Source organism: Rothia sp. HMSC073B08 (genome assembly GCF_001812975.1).
In the GTDB taxonomy this organism is placed as follows: Bacteria; Actinomycetota; Actinomycetes; order Actinomycetales; family Micrococcaceae; genus Rothia; species Rothia mucilaginosa.
The window spans coordinates 159,653-161,455 of the sequence record NZ_KV811050.1 but is presented as its reverse complement, the minus strand read 5'-3'; the positions used below and the strand labels follow the sequence as shown (position 1 = coordinate 161,455).

Below are 1,803 nucleotides of genomic sequence, written 5' to 3'. Positions count from 1 at the left end.
AAACGATTACACCACTCCACAGGACTTGAGCTGAGCAAGAGCACGTTCTACAATTGACGCATAAGTTCAAGGAGGTTCGCATGACCGCTTACGACCACTCGTCGGGGTACACCTACGGCACCGATGCCGTCCCCACGTCTCCGCTCACACTCGAGGATCTACGCCAGATTGAGGCCGCCGCGCACGTCCAGCCCGGTGACGCAGAGCTGCTCGCGCGAGCAGAACCCATCCTGGCGCCGCATGCCATGGAAATGGTCGACACGTGGCGCGGGATTTTGGCTCAAAAGACCTACCTGGCAGCACATTCCGCGCATCCGGATGGACAGCCGAACCCCGAGTACGCGCAGGCGTCAAAGCCCCGATTCGCCCAGTGGATCATCGACATGTGCACGCGCGAGCGGGATCAGGCGTGGTTGGACTACCAGTACCTGATTGGAGCTCGACACATGACCGCGGCGAAGAACGCGGCGGATGGGGCGGACTCGACGCCATTCGTGCCTCTGCGCTACGTGCTCGCCTTCATCGCGCCGACTGTGGAGGTCGGGCACCGTCTCCTGGCGGAGGGCTTCGAGGGCGCAGAACTGGACGCTGTCCGTGACGCGTGGACTCGCGCTGTGACTGTCGCCGTGACAGTGTGGGCGTATGCCTACCGCGATCACCCCGAGCAATTCTGATCCGGCGCTCGCCACCTACGACTCCCCCATCGGCCGCCTCACGCTTGATAGCGGTGTATTCGTCTTTCGCACTCTCTGACTGCTCTCCCTGGAAGCCTCAGTGGCTTCCAGGGAGAGCTTTCTTTCTGGGTTATAGGACACTACGTGTTGCTGGTTGGGTGACTTTTCGGCTTTCTGGTGCGGGAAAGTCACTCTTTCAGTTGGTCGTGTTTGCCTCGTTCCTGTGAATACTGCATCGTGCTCTGTGTGTGGCTGCCCCATGATCCGTCACGGTAAGAAGTCAACAGGAGGTCCTTTGAAGATCGCGGGGGTAGAAGTCCGCTCATCATCAAGGACCTCGACCTCTACCCACAACCCCCGACCAATACCTGGTCACCCACACTAGTACCACCCAAACGAGGCAGGTACACGCTAGAGGACCGCGTTGCCGTCCACCGCTGCTGCATCGACCTAACCCTGCTCCAAATGGCCACAGGGCTGCGCGTAAGCGAAGCAAGAACTCTCATGTGGGACGACATCATCACCGACGACCAAAACCGCCCAGCGTGCATTATTCGGGCTGAAAACGCCAAGACAGGCACCACCCGCGTCGCGGCTCTCGTCGAGCCTGCGGTCTATGAGCACCTTACCCGTAGACGAGATGAAGTCGGTGGAGCCTACGTTGTGGGCGCACCGCTCAACCCAGACACCGAGTGGGACAGATACAACGCTCAGAAGGCTCTCAAGGCGTTCTATAAGGATCTGGCTCGCGACTGCGGAGTGCCTCTGCTGGAGACCCACCGCACCCACGTCTGGAGAACCACCCTCAACACCATGTACCGCACGGACGTAGACGCGCTACTGCGTGCTCGAACGCTCGGCCACTCGGTCGATGTGAACGCACAGGCATACTCAGACCTGTCAGACCTCACAACGCTGTACGAGGCAGCCCGAGCACGGCGTAGGGAGGAAAGGTAGTCCCTACCTTATTCCCTATCTTTCGTGAGGATATGCCGGTAACTTCAAGTATCTTTAGGGAAGGATAAGGGGACGGTTACCGCACAATATCAACGATTACTTGGCTGTATCTCACTGTTTCATTAAAAAGAGATGCAGACCCCGGAGGTCGCAGGTTCAAATCCTGTCCCCG

General features: G+C 59.0%; 2 protein-coding genes. Both read left to right on the top strand.

Annotation, left to right across the window (positions count from 1 at the left end; translation table 11 throughout):
* Positions 1 to 80 precede the first annotated feature (80 nt).
* Positions 81 to 674 carry a protoglobin domain-containing protein gene (locus HMPREF2884_RS01695; RefSeq protein WP_005505324.1) on the top strand — a complete coding sequence of 198 codons (594 nt, stop codon included), beginning with the start codon at positions 81 to 83 and terminating at the stop codon, positions 672 to 674.
* A 324-nt stretch (positions 675 to 998) separates the two neighbouring features.
* A complete protein-coding gene (locus HMPREF2884_RS01690) occupies positions 999 to 1,631 on the top strand; it encodes a site-specific integrase (RefSeq protein ID WP_314684801.1) in 633 nt (210 codons plus the stop codon).
* The last annotated feature ends 172 nt before the right edge of the window (positions 1,632 to 1,803 follow it).

Bases quoted from the DNA above. Each gene is read 5' to 3' on its own strand.
- HMPREF2884_RS01695 (WP_005505324.1), top strand. From the start codon at position 81: ATGACCGCTTACGACCACTCGTCGGGGTACACCTACGGCACCGATGCC.